Source organism: Streptomyces sp. NPDC044033, from assembly GCF_056434425.1.
This window is the reverse complement of sequence record NZ_JBWKFF010000001.1, coordinates 94,372-117,804: the sequence shown is the minus strand read 5'-3', so window position 1 is coordinate 117,804 and position 23,433 is coordinate 94,372. Positions and strand designations below refer to the sequence as shown.

Sequence of the window (23,433 nt, the reverse complement as noted above, 5' to 3'; positions counted from 1 at the left end):
TCCAACGACTTCATGACGACTCCAAGGCGAGGCATTTTTCGGTGAACGTGCTGGACATCGTGCTGTTGCTCGCCGCCGTGTGGTTCGCGGTCGTCGGCTACCGGCAGGGCTTCGTCGTCGGCGTGCTGTCGGTCATCGGGTTCCTCGGCGGCGGCCTCGTCGCCGTCTATCTGCTCCCCGTGATCTGGCACAGCGCCACCGACGAGACGTCGCCCAGCACCTGGGAGGCGATCGCGGCAGTGGTCATCGTGATCGTCTGCGCCTCGGTCGGCCAGGCGGCCACCACCCACCTGGGCAACAAGCTCCGCCGCCACATCACTTGGTCACCGGCGCGCGCCCTGGACGCCACCGGCGGCGCGCTCGTCAACGTCGTCGCGATGCTGCTGGTCGCCTGGCTGATCGGCTCCGCCCTCGCGGGCACCTCCCTGCCGACGCTCGGCAAGGAGGTCCGCAACTCCAAGGTGCTGCTCGGCGTCGCCCGGGTGATTCCTCAGCAGGCCGACGGCTGGTTCGCGGACTTCAGTTCCGTCCTCGCGCAGAACGGCTTTCCGCAGGTCTTCGCGCCCTTCTCCAACGAGCCCATCACCGACGTACCGGCCCCCGACCCCAAGCTCGTGGCCAGCCCCGTGGCGAGGGACGCCCAGCGCTCCATCGCGAAGGTCGTCGGCACCGCGCCCAGTTGCGGGAAGGTCCTGGAGGGCACCGGCTTCGTCTTCGCGCCGCACCGGGTGATGACCAACGCCCATGTCGTCGGCGGCGTCAAGGAGCCCACGGTCCAGATCGGCGGCCGGGGCAGGCTGCACGACGCGACGGTCGTCCTCTACGACTGGAAGCGCGACATCGCCGTCCTGGACGTCCCGTCGCTGAACGCGCCGGTGCTGCGCTTCTCCACGCCCGGCGCGTCGACCGGCAAGAGCGCCATCGTCGCCGGGTTCCCGGAGAACGGCTCGTACGATGTGCGCGCCGCCCGTATCCGCGGCCGCATCCAGGCCAAGGGCCCGGACATCTACCACCGCGGCACGGTCCACCGGGACGTCTACTCCCTGTTCGCGACCGTGCGGCAGGGCAACTCCGGCGGACCGCTGCTCACCCCGGAAGGCCGCGTCTACGGCGTGGTCTTCGCCAAGTCCCTGGACGACGCCAACACCGGGTACGCCCTCACCGCGGACGAGGTCCGGGACGACGCCGGCAGGGGCCGTACGGCCACGCACCAGGTCGACAGCGAGGGCTGCGCGCTCTGAGGAGCCGCGGCCTGGAGCCGTCCCGGGAAGGGGCGGCGGCCGGCCTCACTCGGCCGGTCCCGCGGCTTCAGAGGACTGTCCGGCCCGCCCCTGGGGAGCGGCTAGCGGCTGCGCGGATGGCGAAGCCGCGCGGATACCCACCGCGCGCGGCGCCGGATGATGCGTGGAATGCCGATCCGGGGGTCATGGCCCACGCCTCGCGGGGAGCCACCCCTGTCGGAAACACTCAGCGCGGCATCGCCATCGGCGCCGCGCTCCTGAGTCAGGTCACGGTAGTCGTGCGTCCAGCCCATACCGAGCTAAGTGCCCCTCTCGCATGGTCCGTAACCGCCCGGGGGCCCGGCAATTGGCCTATGCGCCGGGCAATTGGCTGTTCGAAGGACGGGTGTTCGGCTGCGCTGGATGACCGGATCCGGGGCCGTTGAGCCGTCCGACGAGCCCGGAGCGCCATGCGGCCGGGCCCGCCCCACGGGATACGGAATTCCCTCGATCGTGGCCCCGCGACCGGCCGGTGCCGACCGCCTCGGGCCCGTTCCGAAGACCCAGCCCCTCCGGCCTCCGCCTAACGGTCCGGTTCCGGGTCCTTGAGCCAGTTCACCAGCTCCGTGGAGAACGCCACCGGGTCCTCCTCGTGCGGGAAGTGGCCCAGGCCGTCGAAGAGCCGCCAGCGGTACGGGGCCTCGACGTACTCGCCGGACCCCGCCGCGCTGCGGGTACGCACCACGGGGTCGAGCGAGCCGTGCAGATGCAGCGTCGGCACCCGCACCGGCCGCCGCATCCGGCGGTTGAACTGAATGCCGTCCGGCCGGGCGATCGACCGCACCATCCACCGGTACGGCTCGATCGCACAGTGCGCCGTCGACGGGATCGACATCGCCCGCCGGTAGACGTCCACGGCCTCGTCACCCGGCACCCGCGGCCCCGACCAGTCGCGCATCAGCCGCCCGACCACCGCCGCGTCGTCCGCGATCAGTTGGCGCTCGGGCAGCCACGGCCGCTGGAACCCCCAGATATACGAACTCGCGGCGCTCTGCTTGACGTCCGAGATCATCGCCGCGCGCCACCGGCGCGGGTGCGGCATCGAGGACACCGCCAGCCGCCGCACCAGCTTCGGCCGCATCACGGCCGCCACCCAGGCCAGATAGCCGCCCAAGTCGTGCCCCACCAGCGCCGCGTCCGGCTCGCCGAGCGAGCGGATCACGCCGGTGATGTCGAGCGCGAGGTTGGCGGGGTCGTACCCCCTGGGCGTACGGTCGCTGCCGCCCACGCCGCGCAGGTCCATCGCCACGGCGCGGAACCCCGCGTCGGCGAGCGCGGGCATCTGGTGCCGCCACGCCCACCAGAACTGCGGGAAGCCGTGCAGCAGCAGCACCAGCGGGCCTTCGCCCATCTCGGCGATGTGGAACCGCGCACCGTTGGCCGCGACATCCCGGTGGCTCCAGGGCCCGTCGGGACGTACGACCGCGGAGGGCGCGGTGAGCGCGGCGGCCGCGGCCGAGCCGGCGTGCGCGGGCGCCGCGGAGGTGTCGGGAACCGTCATACGGCCGAGCGTGTCACAGAAGAGCCCGTACGGGTGGCCTCGATCGCCGGGCGGGGGTGCGGCTTGACGCTTCCCAGCACGGCCGCCGTCTCCTTCGCCGAGGCGATGGACTTCTCCGGCGGCTTGATCTTCTTGAACTTGGCGACGGCCAGCAGCCCGAGCACCGCGGCCACGACGAGGAACGCGCCGCCGACGATCAGGAACGACCAGGCGAGCCCGAGGCCGAGGTTGTGGATGCCGTACGCCGCGGCGAAGCTCAGTACGGGCAGCGCGAAGAGCGCCAGCACGCCGGCCGCCGCGATGGCGCCGCCGCCGATGCCGGCCCGTTTGGCGTCCTGCCGCAGTTCGGCCTTGGCCAGCGCGATCTCGTCGTGCACCAGCGCGGACAGGTCGGCGGTGGCCGCGGCCACCAGCTGCCCGAGGCTGCGGCTCGTGCCGTCGTCGGCTGTGCTCATCGCCTGCTCCCTCTTCGTCTTCAACGGACCATCAGCAGATCTTCAGCGGATCTTCAGCGACCTAAAGCCTCTCAGATCATGCCGGACCATCGTCCCCGGCGGTGCGCGTGGAGGCGACTTCAGCCAGCCGACGGTGTTCGGCGGCCTTCGCATCGTGGATCGCCGCCATCCGAAGGTGGTAATCCGGATTGTCCTGCTCGTAGACGTCGGGGATGCCGTCCTGGTCCTCGTCGCGGTCCTCGTCCGCGCAGAGTTTCCTGTACTTGTTGTCGCGCATCTTGAGCAGCACGCTGGCCAGCACGGCCGCGATCAGCGAGCCGATCAGCACGGCGGCCTTCGCCTCGTCGGTCAGCAAGGGGTCGTCGGCGAACGCCAGCTCGCTGATCAGCAGGGACACCGTGAAGCCGATGCCCGCCAGTGAGGCGACGGCGAGTACGTCCGGCCACTTGAGGTCCGGGTTCAGTTCGGCCCTGGTGAAGCGGGCGGCGCACCAGGTGCCGCCGAAGACGCCGATCGCCTTGCCGACGACGAGCCCGAGGACGACACCGAGCGTCTCGGGCTTGCTGAACACGTCCGAGAGCGCACCCCCGGAGACGGCGACGCCCGCCGAGAAGAGCGCGAACAGCGGCACCGCGAGCCCGGCCGACAGGGGCCGTACGAGGTGTTCGATGTGCTCGCCGGGGGAGTGCTTCTCGCCGTCCCGGGTGGTGCAGCGGAGCATCAGGCCCATGGCGACGCCGGCGATCGTCGCGTGGACGCCGCTGTTGTACATCAGCGCCCAGTTGACCAGGGCCAGCGGCACGTAGATGTACCAGCCGCGGACGCCCTTGCGCAGCAGCAGCCAGAAGACGACGAGGCCCAGCACGGAGAAGCCGAGGGCGACGAAGTTGAGCTGCGAGGTGAAGAAGACCGCGATGATCAGGATCGCGAAGAGGTCGTCGACGACGGCGAGGGTGAGCAGGAACGCGCGCAGCGCGGAGGGCAGCGAGGTGCCGATGACCGCGAGGACGGCGAGCGCGAAGGCGATGTCGGTGGCGGTGGGCACCGCCCAGCCGCCGAGCGAGCCGCCGCCGATCTTGTTGACGGTGAAGTAGACCAGCGCGGGCGCGGCCATGCCGCAGACCGCGGCGACCACGGGCAGGATCGCGGCCTTCGGCTCGCGGAGCTCGCCCGCCACGAGTTCGCGTTTGAGCTCGATGCCGGCGACGAAGAAGAAGACGGCGAGCAGCCCGTCCGCGGCCCAGTGCTGGATGGACAGGTCGAGGCCGAGCGAGGAGGGGCCGAGGTGCAGGCCGCGGAGGGACTCGTAGCTCTCGCGCAGCGGGGTGTTCGCCCAGACGATCGCCGCGACGGCGGCGGCCAGCAGCAGGACGCCGCCGACCGTTTCGGTGCGCAGTGCCTCGGCGATGTAGTTCCGCTCGGGCAGGGACAGCCGTCCGAGGAAGGTGGAGCGGCGGTTGTTGGGCGCGGTCACGTCGGCGGCCTCCGGTGGGGTTCGGCAGCTGAGGGCACAGCTGAGGCAGTTGCCGACCAGACTTCCCGGCTCACCAGAGTGTTTTTCTTAGCGTTATGTTGACGCGCTGAACACTTTACCTGGTGTAGGCGGGAACGAATCCGGTGATCCGCACCTTACGGGCATAACGGCCGCACGGCCCGTCCTGAGAACGCGAACGGGGCACCCGGCGACAGCCCGGGTGCCCCTCGCTCGTACGGCCCTGATCTGTGACGGACCCTCGGCCCTGCCTAGTCCTCGCTGCCCGCGGACGGGAGCTCGGCCTGGATGAGGTCCATGACCGACGAGTCGGTCAGCGTGGTCACATCACCGAGGGTGCGGTTCTCGGCGACATCGCGCAGCAGCCGGCGCATGATCTTGCCGGAGCGGGTCTTGGGCAGCTCCGCCACCGGCAGGACGCGCTTGGGCTTGGCGATCGGGCCGAGCTGCTTGGCCACGTGCGCCCGCAGCTCCTCCACCAGACCCGCGTCCTCGGCGTCGACGCCGCCGCGCAGGATGACGAAGGCGCAGATGGCCTGCGTGGTCTGCGGGTCGGTCGCGCCGACCACCGCGGCCTCGGCGACCTTGGGGTGCGAGACGAGCGCCGACTCGACCTCGGTGGTCGAGATGTTGTGGCCGGAGACCAGCATCACGTCGTCGACCCGGCCGAGCAGCCAGATGTCGCCGTCCTCGTCCTTCTTGGCGCCGTCGCCCGCGAAGTAGCGGTTCTCGAAGCGGGACCAGTAGGTGTCCAGATAGCGCTGGTCGTCGCCCCAGATGGTGCGGAGCATGGACGGCCACGGCTCGGTCAGGACGAGATAGCCGCCCGAGCCGTCGGGAACCTCGTTGGCGTCGTCGTCCACGACGGTCGCGGCGATGCCGGGGAGCGCGGCCTGCGCCGAACCGGGCTTCGTCTCGGTGACGCCCGGCAGCGGGCTGATCATGATGCCGCCGGTCTCGGTCTGCCACCAGGTGTCGACTACGGGCGTACGGTCCGCGCCGATGTGCTTCCGGTACCAGATCCACGCCTCGGGGTTGATCGGCTCGCCCACCGAGCCCAGGATCCGCAGGCTGGAGAGGTCGAACTTGGCGGGGATGTCGTCGCCCCACTTCATGCAGGCGCGGATCGCCGTCGGGGCCGTGTAGAGCACCGTCACGCCGTACTTCTGCACGATCTCCCACCAGCGGCCCTGGTGCGGGGAGTCCGGCGTGCCCTCGTAGAGGACCTCGGTGGCGCCGTTGGAGAGCGGCCCGTAGACGATGTACGAGTGCCCGGTCACCCAGCCGACGTCGGCCGTGCACCAGAAGACGTCGGTCTCCGGCTTGAGGTCGAAGACGGCGTTGTGGGTGTACGACACCTGGGTGAGGTAGCCGCCCGTGGTGTGCAGGATGCCCTTCGGCTTACCGGTGGTGCCCGAGGTGTAGAGGATGAACAGCGGGTGCTCGGCGTCGAACGCCTCGGGGGTGTGCGTCTCGCTCTGGCGCTCGACGGTCTCGTGCCACCACACGTCGCGGCCCTCGGTCCACGCGACGTCCTCCTGCCCGGTGCGGCGGACGACGAGGACGCTGCGCACGTTCTCGGTGCCGGGGCGGGTCAGGGCCTCGTCAACGGCGGGCTTGAGGGCGGAGGGCTTGCCGCGCCGGTAGCCGCCGTCGGCGGTGATGATGACGCGGGCGTCGGCGTCGTTGATGCGGGTGGCCAGCGCGTCGGCCGAGAAGCCGCCGAAGACGAGCGAGTGCGGGGCGCCGATCCGGGCGCAGGCCAGCATCGCGACGACCGCCTCGGGGATCATCGGCAGATAGATGGCGACCCGGTCGCCGGTCTCCACGCCCAGCTCGATCAGGGCGTTCGCCGCCTTGGAGACCTCGCGCTGGAGCTCGGCGTAGGTGAGCGTACGGGTGTCGCCCGGCTCGCCCTCGAAGTGGATGGCGACGCGGTCGCCGTGGCCGTTCTCGACATGGCGGTCGACGCAGTTGTACGCGACGTTGAGCTTGCCGTCCGCGAACCACTTGGCGAACGGCGGGTTCGACCAGTCCAGCGTCTCGGTGGGCTCGGTCTCCCAGCTCAGGCGGCGGGCCTGCTCGGCCCAGAAACCCAGCCGGTCAGCCTTGGCCTGTTCGTACGCCTCCGCCGTGACGTTGGCGGCTGCGGCCAGCTCGGCAGGCGGTGCAAATCGGCGCTCCTCCTTCATGAGGTTGGCCAGGCTTTCTTTGCTCACGACATCTCCCATTCCCAGGGTGCCCGTTGTGTCCCGGGCCTAGCTCATCAGCCTGCGGCATGCCCTGACAAGGGTTGTCGGTAAAATTGGTTTAGACCTGTTATGCAGTCCGCCCCCGCCGGAGCCCGCCCGCGCCCGGCCGATGGCTGATCGGCGTCCCGCGAACGGGTGAACCAGCGAACGGGCGAGGGGCGAGGACCGGCGGCGGGAGAGAGGCCGAGGGCGGGCCGCTCGGGGACGAGTGGAGGCCGAGTGGAGGCCGAGCGGAGGCCGGGCGGAGTCCGAATGGCGTGGTCAGACCGGGTCGAGGACCTCGGGCCGTACGGCCGTGAAGGTCCTCTCCCGCTCGTCCAGCACATACGCCTGAGCCTCGGCCACATGGAAGTACATGCCGTGGAGCTGGAGCCTGCCCTCGGCCACCCGGCGGGCGACGCAGGCGTGCGCCATCAGGTGATCGAGCTGCTGCATCACGTTGACGAGGGCGAGCCGCTCCACGTCATCGCTCACCGGGCGGTCGGTGAGCGCGACTTCACCGCGCCCCAGCCGGCCGATGCGCTGGAGCCGGGCAAGGCTCGGGCGCCCGTGCCGCAGCCACCGGTCGAGCGGGGTCGGTTCGGACAGTTCGACGGGTGCGGCCGACTCGACTGGCGGGGCCGGCCCGAGCCGTACGGCTGCTGCGGGCTGCACGGTTGGCTCGGGCCGAATCGCCGGGACGGACTGCGCGATGGACGCGGGCTGCTGTGTGGCCGGCTCGGGTTGTGCGGTGGGGATGGGCTGCTGTGTGACTGGCTCGGGTTGTGCGGTCGGGACGGGCTGCTGTGTGGCTGGTCCGGGCTGCGTGGCAGGCCCGGGAACGTGAGCTGCCCCGGGCTTCCGGCCGGCCGGAGCCTTCGGCTCCGCGCTGGTCGCCGAGGTGCTGAGGAGCGCCTGCATCGCACCGCACCCGGAGTGGCCGCACACGGTGATGCTGTCGACCTTCAGCACCTCCACCGCGTACTCCACGGCGGCGGCGACGGAGTCGCAGGAGGCGTCGCTGCCGGGCGGCGGCATCAGATTGCCGACATTGCGCACGGTGAACAGATCGCCCGGCCCGCTGGAGGTGATCATGCTGGTCACCAGACGGGAGTCGGCACAGGTGAGGAAGAGCTGGGTGGGCCGCTGCCCCTCACGGGCCAGCCGCGCCAGTTCGGGCCGTACGAGCGCCGCCGTATGCCGCTGGAACGCGCTGACGCCGCCCAGCAGCTGCCGCCCGCCCCCTTGCGCGGGCGGGGAGCCGCTCGGCCGTACGCAGTGGTGGTTGTGCCAGGGCGTCCAGGGCCGGCAGGCGTGGGTGCTGGCCGGCTCCGCGATCGGCTGCCCGGCCCGGCCGCCCAGCCGGACCCAGCCGCCGCGCGCCGTGTGCCCGTTGGACCAGGAGTGCAGCGCGTCGTACGCGGCGTGGTCCATGAAGGAGCCGCTCAGCTCGATCACCGTGTCCGCGCCCGCCGGCACCTGCGCGAGCGCCCGGGTCAGCCTGGGGACCGCCAGAAACGTCAACTGCCCGTCGACCAGCACGCGGTGGCGTCCGTCCTCCTGCGTCACGGTGATACGGGTGTGGGCGAGGCGCCGCAGCGCGGTGAGAGCGGCCACCGCGATCCCGGCCGCCACGCCGTGCAGTACCCCGAAGACGACCACGGAGCCGAGCGTGGTCGCGTACACCGGGAACTCCCGGTGCCGCTGGACATGTCTGATGTGCGCGAAGCTCACCATCTGCACGCCGACCACCATGACCAGCGCGGCCAGTGCGGCCAGCGGGACCAGCTCCAGGACCCAAGCCGCCAGCCCCGCGCCTCCTACCACCCAGATGCCGTGCAGCACCGTTGAGTTGCGGGAGGCGGCACCGGCCTTGACGTTGGCGGAGCCCCGGATCGCGCCGCCCGCGATCGGCAGCCCGCCGAGCAGCCCGGACACCACGTTCGCCGCGCCCTGCCCGGCCAATTCGCGGTTCAGCCCGGAGCGGCCCACGCCGGGCCCGGGCCGTTCGGCCGCGAGCTTGTCGACCGCGACGGCCGAGAGCAGCGATTCCATGCTCGCGACGATCGTGACCGTCAGGACGGCCGCGACCACCCCCAGCACCGGCCCCGACGGGAGTGCGGGCAGCGCCTGGAGCTTCCAACCCGGCAGCGATACGCGGGGCAGCGCCATCCCGGCGCTCGCGGAGGTGGCCACGGCGACGGCGGCGAGCGGCGCCGGGACCGTACGGGCCCACCGGCCGATCCGGCCGGGCAGGCGGGGCCAGGCGACGAGCACGGCCACGGTCACCGCCCCGATCAGCACGGTGGCGGACTGCGGGTGCGACAACTCTCCGGGGAGGGCGGCGAGATTGCTCAGCGCCGAACTGTTCGGGCTGTCGCCGAGCACGACGTGGAGCTGGCCGATCGCGATCGTGACGCCGATGCCGGCGAGCATCGCGTGCATGATCGCCGGACTGACGGCGAGCGCCGCGCGGGCCACTCTCAGCGCGCCCAGGGCGAGTTGGGCCAGGCCGGCGAGGACGGTGATCGCGCAGGTGGCGCGCCAGCCGTACCGCTGGACCAGCTCGGCGGTCACCACGACGAGCCCGGTCGCCGCCCCGCTGACCTGAAGCGGCGCCCCGCCGAGCAGCCCGGCGACGATGCCGCCCACCGCGGCGGCGACGAGGCCGGAGCGGAGCGGCGCGCCGGTGGCGAGCGCGATCCCGAGGGAGAGCGGGACGGCGATCAGGAAGATGGTGACCGAAGCGGACAGATCCCGGCGCCAGCGGACCGCTGAAGGCCGGCGGCGAGGCTGTGGGAGACCGTGGGCCGGTGGGGAGTGGGCCGGGGAGGTGTGGGTCGGCTGAGGCGGCTGAGTCTGCATGGTCGTTCCCGTCTTCGTCGGGGCGGCGCGGTCGCGTGTGGGCGCGGCCGTGTGTCACGGCGTGCAGCGGCGGGAGCGGCTGCAAGGCTGGGTGAATCTCAACGCTCGGTAAACAGACCGTAATGGAGAGTAAAGGCGAGCGGAAGTCTCGCAGGTCGTTCGGGGGGCCTATTCCTCCTATCGGGTGAAGTTCCCTTGGTCGTAGCTTGTCGTCATCTTTTCCTTTTGTCATATATGTGATTTTTGTTCCCTCTGGCTCAACGGAGCGAACAAAGGAAGAGGTGGGCCGATGGCTACACCATGGAGAGCCGCAGTGGGGGTTCTCGTGACAACAGCACTGGCTACGGGGGCAGTCGGCTGCTCGGGAGACCCCGGTACCAAGGACGACGCACCACGCAAGGGCCCGGCCGCGCCCAAGGCCGCCCCGCGCCCTGCCCGGCTCATCGGCGACGGTTCGACCGCCGACACCGGGTCCCAGCCGCACCAGCCCAAGCCGCAGCGGCTGAAACCCGGCGAAAAGCCCCCGCAATTCATCGTCTTCTCGTGGGACGGAGCCGGCCAGGACAGGCAGCGGCTGTTCTCCCACTTCCGCGAGGTGGGCAAGAAGTACGACGCGACGATGACGTACTTCCTCAGCGGCGTCTATCTGCTGCCCGGGGCCAAGAAGGAGATCTACCACCCCCCGAAACACGCGGCCGGCGCCTCCGACATCGGCTTCAACGACGTCAAGGGAATCAAGGACACCGCTGAACAACTCGGCGGAGCCTGGCGCGACGGCAACGAGATCGGAACCCACTTCAACGGCCACTTCTGCGGGCCCGACCGGGGGGTCGGCACCTGGTCGCCGGAGGAGTGGAAGAGCGAGATCCGGCAGGCCGAATCACTCGTCCGGAACTGGAAGTCCAACTCCGGGCTCAAGGGCGAACAGCCGCTGCCCTTCGACTACAGCACGGCGCTCGTCGGCGGTCGGGCCCCCTGCCTGGAGGGCCAGCGCAACCTCATCCCGGCCGCCAAGTCCATGGGGTTCCGCTACGACTCCAGTTCCGTCGGCGGCCGCCAGGTCTGGCCCGACCGGATCGACGGGGTCTGGGACTTCCCCCTCCAGGAAATCCCCGTGCCCGGGCGGGCCTTCGAGACGCTCTCGATGGACTACAACTTCCTCGCCAACCAGTCCGGTACGACCCGCGGTGACCCCGCCCGCCACGCGGCCTGGGGCAAGCAGATGCACGACGGGCTGATCAAGGGGTTCAACCGCGCCTACAACGGCAACCGCGCGCCGATGTTTATCGGCGACCACTTCGAGTCGTGGAACGGCGGCACATACATGCGTGCCGTCGAAGACACGATCAAGACCGTCTGTCCGAAGGCGGGCGTGCGCTGCGTCTCCTTCAAGCAGCTCGCCGACTGGCTGGACGTGCAGGACCCGAAGACCCTCTCCCACCTGCGGAAACTGGACGTGGGAGAGCGGCCGAAGACCGGCTGGGAGCGGTTCCCCGACTCCCGGCCGCAGCGCCCGCTCAAGCAGGCTGCGGAGTAGCCGAACGCTCCTCGCCGAGCACAAAGGAGGGGTCGACCTGCGCCGCCAGGTCGGCCCCCGTCCGCTCGTTCCCCCAGCTCTCGGCGTTCTTCAGGTGGAAGTGCACCATCTGACGCGTGTACCGCTCCCAGTCGCGGCCCTCGTACGACCCGTCCGCGGAGTCCCGAAGGGTTTGCAGCGCAAGCCGGTTGGGCTCCTCAAGGGACTCGAAGCGGGGCGGGCGGCCCTTCTCCATGGCGCGGACCCAGTCGGAGTGGCCGACCGTGACGAGCAGGTCGTCGCCGACCTCGTCACGCAGAAAGGCGAGGTCGTCCGGGCCCTGCACCTTGTTGCCGACGACCTTCAGGCAGACGCCGAAGTCCCGCGCGTACTCCCGGTACTGGCGGTAGACCGAGACGCCCTTGCGGGTGGGCTCGGCGACCAGGAACGTCATGTCGAAGCGGGTGAACATCCCGGAGGCGAAGGAGTCGCTGCCGGCCGTCATATCGACGACGACGAACTCGTCGCGGCCGTCGACGAGGTGGTTGAGGCACAGCTCCACCGCCCCGACCTTGGAGTGGTAGCAGGCCACGCCCAGATCGGACTCGGTGAACGGTCCGGTCGCCATCAGCTGGACCTCGGCGCCGTCGTCCAGGTGCACGGTCCTGGCACACGCCGCGTACACCGGGTTGTCCTCGCCGACGCGCAGCAGCCGCGAGCCCCCGCCCGGCGGGGTCGTCTTGATCATGGTGGCGGCGGAGGCGATACGCGGATTCGTGCCGCGCAGGTAGTCCTTGATCAGCGGTAGCTGGGCGCCCATCGCGGGCAGCGCGGCGGCCTCCGCCTCGTCCAGCCCCAGGGCCGCCCCCAGGTGCTGGTTGATATCGGCGTCCACGGCCATCACGGGCGTACGGGCGGCGGCGAGGTGGCGGATGAACAGCGAGGACAGCGTGGTCTTGCCGCTGCCGCCCTTGCCTACGAAAGCGATCTTCATGTTCACCAACAGTAGGTGGGCACTCGCGGAAAGTGAGAGTGGTGAGTGAAGAAGACCACTCGTTCGGGGGGCGCGGGCGCAAAGTGCGTAGGGTCGTACCCATGAGTACGACAGTCGATCCGCTCGCCACTCTGGGCTCCCTCCCGGGTGTCGCCGACGCCGTGGACACCGTCCGCAAGGCCGTGGACCGCGTCTACGGACACCGCGTCATGCGCCGCCGCAGCAACGAGGTCACCTCGGAGGCGGCGCTCCGCGGGGCGCGTGGCTCCGCGGCGTTGTCCGGCGCCGACTGGGCGCTCGAAGAGGTGCGCCGCCGCACGGATTTCGGGGTCGGGGGCGAACCGCGCACGGTGGGCGCGGCGCTGCGGCTGACCGCTGAGGCCGGCACGCTGCTGAGCGTCTGGCGCCAGTCGCCGCTGCGGGTCCTCGCCCGGCTGCACTTGGTGGCGGCAGGCGGCGCGGAGCCGGACGACATGGTGGGGCGGCCCCGGCTCGCGGGCGAACCGGTCGAGGAGCCGCTGATCGAACTCGCCCTTCCCGGCGCGGACGAGGTGGCGGGCCGGCTCGACGGGCTGGCCGGGCTGCTGATCGCCGGGAGCGAGGCGCCGGCGCTGGTGACGGCTGCCGTGGTCCACGGCGAACTGCTGGCGCTGCGCCCCTTCGGTTCGTGCAACGGCCTCGTCGCCCGGACCGCCGAGCGGATCGTGCTCGTCGGCAGCGGTCTGGACCCGAAGTCGATCTGCCCCGCCGAGGTGGGCCACGCGGAGCTGGGGCGTGCGGAGTACGCGGCGGCGCTCGACGGTTATGTGTCCGGCACCCCGGAGGGCATGGCGGCGTGGATCGCGCACTGCGGCCGGGCCGTCGAGTTGGGGGTGCGGGAGAGTACGGCCGTGTGCGAGGCGCTGCAGCGCGGCGCGGCCTGAACATCCCCGGCACCCGAATTCACCCTGTCGTACACAGGGTTGCGGCGGTACCCATAAAGCTCTGGTACCGCCGCTGGCACGTCCGCCGGGTTACCAGTGCGTGCTCGATATTTGCCCATCAGGTCGGGGAACTTCGCCCGTTACCTGGTGCGGCTGGCCCGTAATCGACGGGTCGGCGTCGCGTGGGTGCCCGGAATTCGTGCTCGGTCCGTGGGGCCTTGGTGCGTTGAGGGCTTCCTCTCGGATGTCCCTGGTCTCGCGGGCCGTAAGTCCTTTCTACTCCTCTCGCGCCGCAAGCGGAACCCCTCGCCGCAGATATCTGCATTTGGATTCAAATGCTATGGATACGGGCATTGGGTGCCCGGCGGCGGCTGGCGTACCAGACCAGCCCCGCGGTGGCGGCTGCGGCGCCCACCGCGACCGCCGTGGCGAGCGCCGGGCGCGAGGGCACGGACAGCGCGGGAACGCGCTTCTTCAGCCGGACCGGGCGGGTGAAGGAGAGGACCGGCCAGTCGCGGGCCAGAGCTTCGCGGCGCAGCGCCCGGTCCGGGTTGACGGCGTGCGGGTGCCCGACGGATTCGAGCATCGGGACGTCGGTTGCCGAGTCGCTGTAGGCGTAGCAGCGCGAGAGGTCGTACCCCTCGGTCTCGGCGAGCTCCTTGATGGCCTCGGCCTTGGTCGGGCCGTAGGCGTAGTAGGCGATCTCACCGGTGAAGACGCCGTCGGCCATGACCATCCGGGTGGCCACCACCCGGTCGGCGCCGAGCAGCTCGCCGATCGGCTCGACGACCTCCGCGCCGGAAGTGCTGACGATCACCACATCGCGCCCGGCGGTGTGGTGCGACTCGATGAGGGAGGCGGCCTCGTCGTAAATGATCGGGTCGATGAGTTCATGCAGGGTCTCGGCGACGATTTCCCGGACCTGCTGTACGTTCCATCCTCGGCAGAGAGCGGAGAGGTACTCCCGCATCCGCTCCATCTGATCGTGGTCGGCTCCGCCCGCCAAGAACACGAACTGGGCATAGGCGGTTCGCAACACGGCACGCCTGTTGATCAAGCCACCTTGGTAGAAGGACTTGCTGAAGGTGAGAGTGCTTGACTTCGCAATGACCGTCTTGTCCAGATCAAAGAAGGCGGCTGTCCGGGGCAGCGAGTGGTTTTCCACGAGGCTGAGCATAGAGGCCCTCCATTCGGCGTAAGCTGGGGCGTGTGGGTTTGCCTGAGAAGGGTCTCGGGTACACCATGGAAGTCACGGATCGTTCGCGACCGTGTCTAACCCGGTCCGACTCCTCCCCCCCCGAGTCGGCCGTGGGGACGACCCCCGCTCTCCCCCCCGGCGGGGGTCGTCGCATGTCCGGACGTGTTTTTGCCGTCTGCGCCGACCCGTTGGGCCCCTCTCTCGCCTGGCTCCGAGCCTGTCGGCCGGGTGCTGTTTCTCAGTCATACCCGTCACGGACCGTAATCGCCATGCTGCACTCCGGAAGTCACTGGTATAGGTGACTGGGATATTCACAACGGCTGAGTTGTCCACAGTTTTGGAGCAAGATCCACACAATTTCCCACTTCGCTGCACGGTGATTCCTCGCGGCGTTCCGCGGAGTTCGCGGATGCGAGAACGCGTAGTGAGAGGGGATGGATCGTGGCCGGAACCAACACGTCCGATCAGAGGGCTGCCAGCGGCGGAGGGCCGGGCGCACCGCTGATCATCACCGAGGACGAGGAGCTCCTCGACGATCTGCTGCGCCTGTGCGCGGCGGCCGGCGCCGTACCCGAGGTGGCGCACGGGGCGCCCGCTCGGAGGGGCGGCTGGGAGGGCGCGCCGCTGGTTCTCGTCGGGGACGACTGCGCGCCGGGGCTGGCCGGAGCCGCGCGTCGTGAGGGTGTCGTCCTCATCGGGCGGGACCTCGACGACCCCGGCGTATGGCGCCGGGCCGTGGTGATCGGCGCCCGCAACGTGGTGCTGCTGCCCGACGGCGAGAGCTGGCTCGTGGACCGTATCGCCGATGTCGTGGAGGGGGTGGGCCGCCAGGCGCTCACCGTCGGGGTCATCGGGGGCCGGGGCGGAGCGGGCGCGAGCACCCTCGCGTGCGCGCTGGCTCTGACCGCGGCCCGCACGGGGCACCGGACCATGCTCATCGACGGTGATCCGCTGGGCGGCGGGTTGGACGTCCTTCTCGGCGGTGAGAAGGCCGAAGGTCTGCGCTGGCCGGCCTTCGCCCGCTCGCGCGGCAGGGTGGGCGGCGGGGCGCTGGAGGAGTCACTGCCCGAACTGCATTCGCTGCGGGTGCTCAGCTGGGACCGCGGCGATGCCACCCTCGTGCCGCCCGAGGCGATGCACGCCGTGCTGGCCGCCGCGCGGCGGCGCGGCGGCACCGTGGTGGTGGACCTGCCGCGGCGCGGCGACGACGCGACCATGGAAGCGCTCCGGCAGGTGGACGTGGGTCTGCTGGTGGTGCCGGGGGAGCTGCGGGCCGTCGCGGCGGCGCATCGGGTCGCGTCGATGGCCGGCATGGTGCTGGACGACCTGCGGGCGGTGGTGCGCACCCCGTGTGGGCCGGGGCTGGACGACGATGAGATCGCGCGGCTGCTGGGGCTGCCGCTGGCCGGGGAACTCCCGCCGGAGCCCGGACTGCCGGACGCGCTGACGGCCGGTGCGCCGCCCGGCAGCAGCGAGCGGGGGCCGTTGGCGCTGTTCTGCGGGGAATTCTGGGCGCAGGCGCTCGCCGACGGGGGCGTGGCCGCATGAGCGCCGAGCTGTTGGACGCGGTGCGGCTCAGGCTCGCGGAGAGCGGCGCGGAGCCGACGCCCGCGCGGGTCGCGGCGGCCCTGCGTCAGGAGGGGCGGCTGCTGGGGGACGCCGAAGTGCTCCAGGTCGTCGCGCGGCTGCGGTCCGAACTGGTGGGGACGGGCCCCCTGGAGCCGCTGCTGGCGGAGTCGCAGGTCACCGATGTGCTGGTCACCGCGCCGGACGAGGTGTGGGTGGACCGGGGGTCGGGGCTGGAGCGTACGAACGTGGCCTTCGCCGACGCCGCGGCGGTGCGCAGGCTCGCCCAGCGCCTCGCCGCGGTCGCCGGGCGGAGGCTGGACGACGCCCGCCCCTGGGTGGATGCCCGGCTGCCCGACGGCACCCGGCTGCACGCGGTGCTACCGCCGGTCGTCGTGGGTTGCACGTGTCTGTCGCTGCGCGTGGTGCGGCCGAGGGCCTTCACGCTGTCGGAGCTGGTGGCGGCGGGGACGGTACCGCCGGGCGGGGAGCGGCTGCTCCGCTCGGTCCTGGCGGCCCGTCTCTCGTACGTCATCAGCGGCGGGACGGGCTCGGGCAAGACGACGCTGCTGAGCACCCTGCTGGGTCTGGTCGGGCCGGGCGAGCGGATCGTACTGGCCGAGGACTCGGCCGAGTTGAGGCCGGACCATCCACATGTGGTGCGCCTGGAGACGCGGCCCGCGAACCAGGAGGGCATGGGGCAGGTCACCTTGCGGGATCTGGTGCGGCAGGCGCTGCGGATGCGCCCGGACCGCCTCGTGGTCGGAGAGGTCCGTGGGCCCGAGGTCACCGACCTGCTGGCGGCGCTCAACACGGGGCACGAGGGCGGTTGCGGAACGGTTCACGCGAATGCGGCGGGCGACGTTCCGGCGCGGTTGGAAGCGTTGGGGTCGTCGGCGGGCCTCGACCGGGCGGCGCTGCACAGCCAGTTGGCGGCTGCGCTGGCAGTGGTGATCCATCTGGTGCGGGGCGTCTCGGGGCGGCGGCGGATCGCCGAGGTGCATGTCCTCGACCGTGACGCGGCGGGGTTCGTCACGACCGTACCGGCCGCTCTGTGGGGCCCGGACGGGTTCCGGCGGGCGCGCGGCTGGGACCGGCTCGCGGCGCTGTGCGAGCGGGGCGGGGGCGTGTCATGACGGGGCCTGGGGCGGTGCCCGGGGCGATGCCGGTGTGCGCGGCGGCGCTCTGCGCGGGAGCGGCCCTCTGGTCGTTGGCGGGGCGTGACGAGAGGGTGCGGCGGGCCAGGCTGCTGCTCGTGGGCGGCGGCGAGGTCCCGCCGGTTGCGGGGGCTGTGCCGCCGTGGGCGAAGGAGTGGCTCCACCGGCTGCGGGACCTGTGGCGTACGAGGCGTGAGGTGGTGTGTGTGCCGGTCGGGTGCGTAGTGGCGCTGCTGGGCGCCTCGCTGTTGCCGCTGTTGGGTGCCGCGGCGGCCATGCCTCTCGTGCGGCGGTGGCTGCGGGCCCGGCGGCTGGAGCGGGAGCGGGAGCGGCGTGAGGCGGCGGTGATCGAGGTCTGCGGGGCCCTGGCCGGGGAGCTGAGGGCCGGGCGGCAGCCCGGAGAGGTGCTGTCGGGGCTCGCACCGCCGGAGCTGGGGGTGTCGTGGCCGGAGGTGGCGGCGGCAGCGCGGTTCGGCGGGGATGTGCCGGGCGCGCTGCGCGCGGTGGGGCGGCAGCCGGGGGCCGAGGGGCTGCACGGGGTGGCGGCGTGCTGGCGGGTCGCCGTCGACGGCGGGGCCGGGCTGGCGGACGGACTCGACCGGGTGGCGGGGGCCCTCAGAGCCGAACGGGATCAACGGGAGGAACTGCACGCGCAGTTGGCGGGCACGAGATCGACGGCCGTGATGCTCGCTCTGCTTCCGGCCTTTGGGCTGCTGATGGGGAGCGCGCTCGGCGCTTCGCCGCTGCGGGTGCTGCTGCACACCCCGGCCGGCCTGGGGGCCCTCGCCGTCGGCGGCCTCCTGGAATGTGCCGGGCTGCTGTGGACGGCGCGGATCGTACGGCAAGCGCGTGGGGTCAGTGGGGAGGGACAGGCGTGAGCGGAGAAATTATCCACAGGGTGGGGATAAGTATTGCGTTGGCGGCCGTGGTGGTCTGCGGAGTGGTCTCGGTGCTTGAGGCTCGACGGTGGCGGGCGGCGCGGCGGAGGCCGGCGGCGCTGAGGTTCGCGGAGGGCGGATCGGCGGGGGCGTGGAGCCGGTTTCGGGGATGGTCCGTGCGGGACGCGCGGATCTCGGGGCACTTGCCGGTGATCGGCGCTGGGCTTGCCGTGTTCATTCTCCTCGGTGGGGTGGTCGGCTGTGCGGCGGGACTCGCCGCGGCCTACGGTGCCCGGCGCTGGCAGCGGCGGCGCCGCGACACCGAGGGCGCCCCGTGTGCGGCGGAGGTGGAGCGCCAACTCCCGTTGGCGGCCGATCTCTTGGCCGCGTGTCTGGCCGCCGGCGCGGGCCCCGGAGTGGCGGCCGATGCGGTCGGTTCCTCCCTCGGCGGCCCGGTCGGCGAACGGTTGGTGCAGGCCGCCGCCGAGGTCCGGCTCGGCGGCGAACCCTCCGTCGCCTGGGGGCGCGTGGGTGCGTTGCCCGGTGCGTACGGCATGGCGCGCGCCCTGGAGCGGGCCCAGGCGACGGGCGTGCCGGGGGTGCGGCCCATGGCCCGGCTCGCGGGCGAGTTGCGGGCGGCGCAGGGCAGGGCGGCGGGCATACGGGCCCGGCGCGCGGGCGTGCTGGCGACGGCTCCGCTGGGGCTGTGCTTCCTGCCCGCGTTCCTGATGGTCGGCGTGGTGCCGGTGGTGATCGGGCTGGCCGCTGGGCTTTCGGCCGGCGGCTGAGGGACTGGCGGGACTGAGGGGTGGTTCGCGATGGCTGATGACAAGCGAGACGTGGGGAGCGCGACAGTGATGGTCATGCGGTGGTGTGCGCGGCGCTGTGCCGCGGCGAGGGAACAAGCCGAGGCCGGGATGACGACGGCGGAGTACGCGATGGGGACATTGGCGGCGTGCGGGTTCGCCGCGGTGCTCTACAAGGTGGTGACGAGTGGAGCCGTCAGTGCGGCGCTTCAGTCGCTGATCGAGAAGGCGCTCCATGCGCAGTTCTGATTCCGACGGGGGGTATGTGACGGCGGAGGCCGCCATGGTGATGCCGGCTCTGACGCTCTTCGGGGTCGCGCTGGTGTGGGGGCTGATGGCCGTGTCCGCCCAGATGCAGTGTGTGGACGCGGCGCGGGCCGGGGCGCGGGCGGTGGCCCGGTCGGAGCCGGAAGCCGCCGCCGAGTCCGCCGCCCGCTCCGCGGCCCCGCGCGGCGCCAGGGTCGCGCTGGGCCGGGAGGGGGACCTGGTGCGGGTGCGGGTGGAGACCCGCGCGACGGGGCCCGGCCCGCTGGCGCTGCGGCTGAGCGGGGAGGCGGTGGCCCTTGCGGAGGAGGCGGTGGGGTGAGGAGGGGATGGCGACGCTGTGGGTGACGGTGACCGTTACGGCGCTGTGCGCGGTGTTCGCGGCGGTGCTGGTCATGGGCCAGGTGATGCTGGCCCGCCACCGGGCCGGTGGGGCGGCGGACCTGGCGGCGCTGGCCGCGGCGGACCACGCCCTGGAGGGCGAGGCGGTGGCGTGCGCTCTCGCGCGGCGGGTGGCCGGGGCGCAGGGCGCGGAAGTCGTGCGGTGCGTGGTGCGAGGGGAGGTGTCGGACGTGGTGGCCGAGGCCCGGGCGGGGCCGTACGCACCGCGGGTGCGGGCCCGTGCGGGGCCCGCGACAGGCGGTGGGACCCACTGACGGGCGTCGGGCCCGCCCGTCGGGCGGGCGGCGGGGGCCTGACGGAGGCATGGCCGTCTCTGATGGTTCTTGGCCGGCCGTCCGGTGGCCGATCGGGGTGGCGCAAGCCGCCTTGTGAGGTGCCGAACGACTCGGCGAGCGCGTCCCTTCCGGTCTGGCTTCAAGAGCTGTCAGGGAGAGGCCCGGCCCTGGGCCTGACGGAAGCTCAGCCCGCCTGGGGCGGGGCGGCCTTCAGGAGGGTCGCCAGGAGCCGGATGGCGGCCTTCTTGTCCAGGGGGTCGTTGCCGTTGCCGCACTTGGGGGACTGGATGCAGGACGGGCAGCCGGAGTCGCACTCGCAGGCGGCGATGGCCTCGCGGGTGGCGGTGAGCCAGCGGGCGGCCGTATGGAAGGCGCGTTCCGCGAAACCCGCGCCGCCGGGGTGGCCGTCGTAGACGAACACCGTCGGCAGCAGGGTGTCCGGGTGGAGGGGGACGGAGACGCCGCCGATGTCCCAGCGGTCGCAGGTGGCGAAGAGCGGGAGGATGCCGATGGAGGCGTGTTCGGCGGCGTGCAGGGCGCCGCCGAGGGCATCGGGGTGGACGCGGGCGTCGTCGAGTTGGTCCTCGGTGACCGTCCACCACACGGCGCGAGTGCGCAGGGTGCGGGGCGGCAGGTCCAGTTTGCTCTCGCCGAGCACCTCGCCGGTGATGAGTCTGCGGCGGAGGAAGGAGACGACCTGGTTGGTGACCTCGACCGAGCCGAAGCAGAGCCGGGCGTCCCCCCAGGGGATCTCGGTGGTGGTCTCCAGGATGGAGATCGCCGTGGTGTCGCGGGCGGTCGTGGAGTAGGGCGGGGCGGCCTCTTCGACGAGGGCGACCGAGTCGTCGAGGTCCAGGTGCTTCACCAGGTACGTACGGCCCTGGTGGAGGTGGACCGCGCCGTCGTGGACGGCGGTGTGGGCGGCGGAGGCGTCCACCGTGCCCAGGAGCCGTCCGGTGCCGGTCTCGACGACCTGGATGGGGCTGCCGCCCTCGCCCCGGATGTCGGTGAGGTCGGCGGCGCGCTCGCGGCGGGTCCAGTGCCAGGCGGTGGCGCGGCGCCGGAGCAGCTTGCGGGCTTCGAGCTGGGGGAGGAGGTCTGCGGTGGCGGGGCCGAAGAGGTCCAGGTCGCTTTCGGTGAGGGGGAGTTCGGCTGCGGCGGCGCAGAGGTGGGGGGCGAGCACGTAGGGGTTGTCCGGGTCGAGGACGGTCGACTCGACGGGCTGCCGGAAGAGGGCCTCGGGGTGGTGGACGAGGTAGGTGTCCAGCGGGTCGTCGCGGGCGACGAGGATGGCGAGTGCTCCTTGGCCCGTACGCCCGGCGCGGCCGGCCTGCTGCCACAGGGAGGCCCGGGTGCCGGGGTAGCCGGTGAGGAGGACGGCGTCCAGGCCGGCGACGTCCACGCCGAGTTCGAGGGCGGTGGTGGCGGCGAGGCCGAGGAGGTCGCCGGTGTGCAGGGCGCGTTCTAGGGCGCGGCGTTCTTCGGGGAGGTAGCCGCCGCGGTAGGCGGCGACACGCTGGGGGAGGGAGTGGTCGATTTCCGCGAGCCGCTCCTGGGCGATGACGGCGATGAGCTCGGCGCCGCGCCGGGACCGCACGAAGGCGACCGTGCGGACGCCCTGGACGGCGAGGCCGGTGAGCAGGTCCGCGGTCTCCGCCGTGGCGGTGCGGCGGACGGGGGCGCCTTGCTCGCCGTGGAGTTCGGTGAGCGGCGGCTCCCACAGGGCGAAGACGAGTTCGCCCCGGGGGGAGGCGTCCTCGGTGATTTCCGCCACTGTCAGGCCGGTCAGGCGGGTCGCCGCGCGGGCCGGGTCGGCGGAGGTGGCGGAGGCGAGGAGGAAGACGGGATGTGAACCGTAGCGGGCGCAGAGGCGGCGCAGCCGGCGCAGGACCTGGGCGACGTGGGAGCCGAACACGCCGCGGTAGGTGTGGCACTCGTCGATGACGACATAGCGCAGGGCGCGCAGGAAGGAGGCCCAGCGGGGGTGGGCGGGGAGTACGGACCGGTGGAGCATGTCCGGGTTGGTGAGCGCGTAGTTCGCGTACTGGCGGACCCACTCGCGCTCTTCGACCGGGGTGTCGCCGTCGTAGACGGCGGGGCGGATGCGGGTGCCGAGGGGGGCGGAGAGTTCGCGTACGGCGCGCCGCTGGTCGTGCGCGAGCGCTTTGGTGGGGGAGAGGTACAGGGCGGTCGCGCCCCGCCCGTTGGGCGCCTCGGACCCGTCGAGCAGTGCGCTGAGGACCGGCGCGAGGTAGGCGAGGGACTTGCCCGACGCGGTGCCGGTGGCCACGACGACGGACTCGCCGCGCAGCGCGTATTCGGCCATACGCGCCTGGTGGGCCCAGGGGCGCTCGATGCCGGCGGCCCGAATGGCATCGATCACTTCCGGCCGGATCTGCGAAGGCCAGGGGGCATGACGGCCGACGCGTGGGGGCAAGTGCTCCGTATGAGTGATGCGTGCAGCGCGGCCCGCCCCGGCGGCGAGTCGGTCCAGGACCGTGCGGGGAGAGGGGCGTGCGCCCGCGCGCGGCGGGAGTTGGTCGGCGGCCATCGACACCGAGTGTGTCACCGGCATGACGGACAATGGCGTCAAGGCGTCGTGCTCGCCTGCCGGTAAGTGATTGAATGCCATCGCGGCTGCCGATCCATGGGGGGCGACCGCTCGATGCAAGGTGCTGGAGGATCCGTGGACCTGTCCCTGTCGACCCGGACCGTAGGCGACCGAACGGTCGTCGAGGTCGGTGGCGAGATTGATGTATACACCGCGCCCAAGCTGCGTGAGCAGCTGGTCGAGCTTGTCAACGACGGTAGTTACCACCTGGTCGTGGACATGGAGGGCGTCGACTTCCTCGACTCCACCGGGCTCGGCGTGCTGGTCGGTGGCTTGAAACGAGTGCGGGCCCATGAGGGCTCGCTGCGCCTGGTGTGCAATCAGGAGCGCATTCTGAAGATCTTCCGTATCACCGGTCTGACCAAGGTGTTCCCGATTCACACCTCGGTGGATGACGCGGTGTCGGCTACCGACTGACGGTTGCCGGAGGAAGACTGCCGCGCCGGGGTTCCGGGCCGAGGCCCGGTCCCCCTGCGAGTTCGCCCTTTTCCGGAAGGCGGGAAGAGGGCACGTACGACCGAGGGGGATGGCATGGCCACCGTCGAACTGCTCTTCAGCGCCCTGCCCGAGCACGTCCGTACCGCTCGCCTCGTGGCGGCTGCGGTGGCGCGCCGGGCCGGGGTCGACGAGGCCGTGCTGGACGAGGTGCGCCTCGCGGTCGGAGAGGCGTGCACACGCGCGGTCGGGCTGCATCTCACCTATGGGGTGACCAGCCCGGTCCGGGTCGTGCTCATCGAGGACGAGAAGAAGTTCTCCATCGAGGTCGGCGATGACGCGCCCCGTGCCTCCGCCGGTCTGGTGCCGGGGGCTCGCGGGGAGAGCGCCGACGGCGGCGCGCCCCGGATGCCCGTGGTGCCGGAGGAGACCGGCGCCGAGGGCGACGACGAAATGGGTCTCGCCGTGATCAGCGGCCTCGTCGACGACGTCGAGGTGACGTCGGACGAGAGCGGCGGCCTCATCCGCATGACCTGGCCGACGACGCCGGCCTCCGTACTTCCGTAGCGCCGCCTTCCGTAGAG

21 protein-coding genes are annotated in these 23,433 nt (G+C 71.9%); 12 read left to right on the top strand and 9 right to left on the bottom strand.

Annotation, left to right across the window (positions count from 1 at the left end):
• The first annotated feature begins 41 nt into the window (after nt 1-41).
• A complete protein-coding gene (locus AC07AB_RS00530; RefSeq protein ID WP_478557729.1) occupies nt 42-1,241 on the top strand; it encodes a MarP family serine protease in 1,200 nt (399 codons plus the stop codon).
• A gap of 101 nt (nt 1,242-1,342) precedes the next feature.
• On the opposite strand, the gene AC07AB_RS00525 is transcribed toward AC07AB_RS00530, so the two are convergent.
• From AC07AB_RS00525 to AC07AB_RS00500, 6 genes are all read right to left on the bottom strand, one after another.
• On the bottom strand, nt 1,343-1,534 hold the full coding sequence (locus AC07AB_RS00525) for a hypothetical protein (RefSeq protein WP_478557726.1): 192 nt from the start codon (nt 1,532-1,534) through the stop codon (nt 1,343-1,345).
• Between the two features lie 269 nt (nt 1,535-1,803).
• Nucleotides 1,804-2,781 carry an alpha/beta fold hydrolase gene (locus AC07AB_RS00520; RefSeq protein WP_478557723.1) on the bottom strand — a complete coding sequence of 326 codons (978 nt, stop codon included), beginning with the start codon at nt 2,779-2,781 and terminating at the stop codon, nt 1,804-1,806.
• Nucleotides 2,778-3,236, bottom strand: a complete 459-nt coding sequence (locus AC07AB_RS00515) for a phage holin family protein (RefSeq protein ID WP_478557721.1) — start codon at nt 3,234-3,236, stop codon at nt 2,778-2,780. The genes AC07AB_RS00520 and AC07AB_RS00515 overlap by 4 nt, the downstream gene beginning before the upstream one ends.
• Before the next feature lie 76 nt (nt 3,237-3,312).
• Nucleotides 3,313-4,710 (bottom strand): Na+/H+ antiporter NhaA, encoded by a 1,398-nt coding sequence (nhaA, locus tag AC07AB_RS00510; protein WP_478557718.1) that lies wholly within the window; start codon nt 4,708-4,710, stop codon nt 3,313-3,315.
• A 269-nt stretch (nt 4,711-4,979) separates the two neighbouring features.
• Entirely contained in the window at nt 4,980-6,947 is a 1,968-nt protein-coding gene (gene acs, locus AC07AB_RS00505) for an acetate--CoA ligase (protein WP_478557715.1), read from the bottom strand.
• Between the two features lie 294 nt (nt 6,948-7,241).
• The gene (locus AC07AB_RS00500; protein WP_478557712.1) at nt 7,242-9,824 is read right to left on the bottom strand and encodes a SulP family inorganic anion transporter; all 2,583 of its coding nucleotides are present in this window, start codon (nt 9,822-9,824) and stop codon (nt 7,242-7,244) included.
• Nucleotides 9,825-10,113: 289 nt separating this feature from the next.
• Here AC07AB_RS00500 and AC07AB_RS00495 point away from each other — a divergent pair, with 289 nt between their 5' ends.
• Nucleotides 10,114-11,361 carry a polysaccharide deacetylase family protein gene (locus tag AC07AB_RS00495; protein ID WP_478557709.1) on the top strand — a complete coding sequence of 416 codons (1,248 nt, stop codon included), beginning with the start codon at nt 10,114-10,116 and terminating at the stop codon, nt 11,359-11,361.
• Here the strand turns inward: AC07AB_RS00495 and AC07AB_RS00490 are convergent.
• Nucleotides 11,342-12,334 carry an ATP-binding protein gene (locus AC07AB_RS00490; protein WP_478557706.1) on the bottom strand — a complete coding sequence of 331 codons (993 nt, stop codon included), beginning with the start codon at nt 12,332-12,334 and terminating at the stop codon, nt 11,342-11,344. The two genes, AC07AB_RS00495 and AC07AB_RS00490, sit on opposite strands and share 20 nt — an antisense overlap.
• A gap of 101 nt (nt 12,335-12,435) precedes the next feature.
• On the opposite strand from AC07AB_RS00490, the gene AC07AB_RS00485 reads away from it, so the two are divergent.
• On the top strand, nt 12,436-13,257 hold the full coding sequence (locus AC07AB_RS00485) for a Fic family protein (RefSeq protein WP_478557703.1): 822 nt from the start codon (nt 12,436-12,438) through the stop codon (nt 13,255-13,257).
• Between the two features lie 331 nt (nt 13,258-13,588).
• Here the strand turns inward: AC07AB_RS00485 and AC07AB_RS00480 are convergent, their stop codons facing one another.
• Nucleotides 13,589-14,434 carry an HAD family hydrolase gene (locus AC07AB_RS00480; RefSeq protein WP_478557700.1) on the bottom strand — a complete coding sequence of 282 codons (846 nt, stop codon included), beginning with the start codon at nt 14,432-14,434 and terminating at the stop codon, nt 13,589-13,591.
• A gap of 462 nt (nt 14,435-14,896) precedes the next feature.
• Between AC07AB_RS00480 and ssd the strand changes: the two genes are divergently transcribed.
• The 7 genes from ssd (at nt 14,897) to AC07AB_RS00445 (ending at nt 19,782) form a co-directional block, all read left to right on the top strand.
• On the top strand, nt 14,897-16,003 hold the full coding sequence (gene ssd / locus AC07AB_RS00475; RefSeq protein WP_478557697.1) for a septum site-determining protein Ssd: 1,107 nt from the start codon (nt 14,897-14,899) through the stop codon (nt 16,001-16,003).
• Nucleotides 16,000-17,157, top strand: a complete 1,158-nt coding sequence (locus AC07AB_RS00470; protein ID WP_478557694.1) for a TadA family conjugal transfer-associated ATPase — start codon at nt 16,000-16,002, stop codon at nt 17,155-17,157. Before ssd ends, AC07AB_RS00470 begins: the two co-directional genes overlap by 4 nt.
• The gene (locus tag AC07AB_RS00465; protein WP_478557691.1) at nt 17,154-18,056 is read left to right on the top strand and encodes a type II secretion system F family protein; all 903 of its coding nucleotides are present in this window, start codon (nt 17,154-17,156) and stop codon (nt 18,054-18,056) included. The genes AC07AB_RS00470 and AC07AB_RS00465 overlap by 4 nt, the downstream gene beginning before the upstream one ends.
• Before the next feature lie 176 nt (nt 18,057-18,232).
• A complete protein-coding gene (locus tag AC07AB_RS00460; RefSeq protein WP_478557688.1) occupies nt 18,233-18,844 on the top strand; it encodes a type II secretion system F family protein in 612 nt (203 codons plus the stop codon).
• A 69-nt stretch (nt 18,845-18,913) separates the two neighbouring features.
• Complete coding sequence (locus tag AC07AB_RS00455) at nt 18,914-19,111, top strand: DUF4244 domain-containing protein (RefSeq protein ID WP_478559651.1); 198 nt, start codon at nt 18,914-18,916, stop codon at nt 19,109-19,111.
• Nucleotides 19,098-19,448 (top strand): TadE family type IV pilus minor pilin, encoded by a 351-nt coding sequence (locus tag AC07AB_RS00450; protein ID WP_478557685.1) that lies wholly within the window; start codon nt 19,098-19,100, stop codon nt 19,446-19,448. Before AC07AB_RS00455 ends, AC07AB_RS00450 begins: the two co-directional genes overlap by 14 nt.
• 7 nt (nt 19,449-19,455) lie before the next feature.
• Complete coding sequence (locus AC07AB_RS00445) at nt 19,456-19,782, top strand: Rv3654c family TadE-like protein (protein ID WP_478557682.1); 327 nt, start codon at nt 19,456-19,458, stop codon at nt 19,780-19,782.
• Nucleotides 19,783-19,987: 205 nt separating this feature from the next.
• On the opposite strand, the gene AC07AB_RS00440 is transcribed toward AC07AB_RS00445, so the two are convergent.
• Nucleotides 19,988-22,435: a DEAD/DEAH box helicase gene (locus AC07AB_RS00440; RefSeq protein ID WP_478557679.1), complete on the bottom strand. Its 2,448-nt coding sequence runs from the start codon at nt 22,433-22,435 to the stop codon at nt 19,988-19,990.
• A gap of 54 nt (nt 22,436-22,489) precedes the next feature.
• On the opposite strand from AC07AB_RS00440, the gene bldG reads away from it, so the two are divergent.
• Together bldG and AC07AB_RS00430 are read left to right on the top strand one after the other, a co-directional pair.
• Complete coding sequence (bldG, locus tag AC07AB_RS00435; RefSeq protein WP_098752640.1) at nt 22,490-22,831, top strand: anti-sigma factor antagonist BldG; 342 nt, start codon at nt 22,490-22,492, stop codon at nt 22,829-22,831.
• A 114-nt stretch (nt 22,832-22,945) separates the two neighbouring features.
• Nucleotides 22,946-23,416: an ATP-binding protein gene (locus tag AC07AB_RS00430; protein ID WP_478557676.1), complete on the top strand. Its 471-nt coding sequence runs from the start codon at nt 22,946-22,948 to the stop codon at nt 23,414-23,416.
• Nucleotides 23,417-23,433 lie beyond the last annotated feature (17 nt).